The sequence below is a fragment of the Bacillus sp. 05T31 genome, assembly GCF_056396725.1.
The window spans coordinates 1-416 of sequence record NZ_JBFTMA010001433.1; the positions used below are offsets into that span (position 1 = coordinate 1).

Here is a 416-nt window from a genome sequence, read left to right on the forward strand (position 1 = left end):
ATCGTATGGAGATTCTCCACTCATAAAACCTATCTTTTTTTGAGCATACTTTATTTGTATGCTCCTTTTTTATTCTTTACTTAACGGCTTACCCTGTTAATATTTCCAAATATCATCTGAACGAACATTGAATATTTCAATTTTTTTTATTATGTGCTATGAATATAAGTTTAATAATTTATCTATAGCTACATTTTCAGTATCACTTAAATCGACAAAATAATGAAGTTGCCACAATTGACTCTTCTTAGCTTGATTACTAATAGGTTTATCCCAAATAGGGTAAACCCTCATAGCCATTTTCCCTTTTTGATTTTGAGTTTTTAATATTTTTTCTTTTAGAAGAATCTCTTTTGGAAAAATAAATTGTCCTAGTTTATTATCCGCTATACAAGTGATAACTAAAAGGTTAGGAG

The 416-nt window shown here is 28.1% G+C and carries 1 protein-coding gene; it reads right to left on the reverse strand.

Annotation, left to right across the window (positions count from 1 at the left end; genetic code table 11):
• Positions 1–156 precede the first annotated feature (156 nt).
• Positions 157–416 (reverse strand): MepB family protein (locus AC1DJR_RS33680; protein WP_477004642.1); only part of this gene is annotated, 260 nt, incomplete at its 5' end.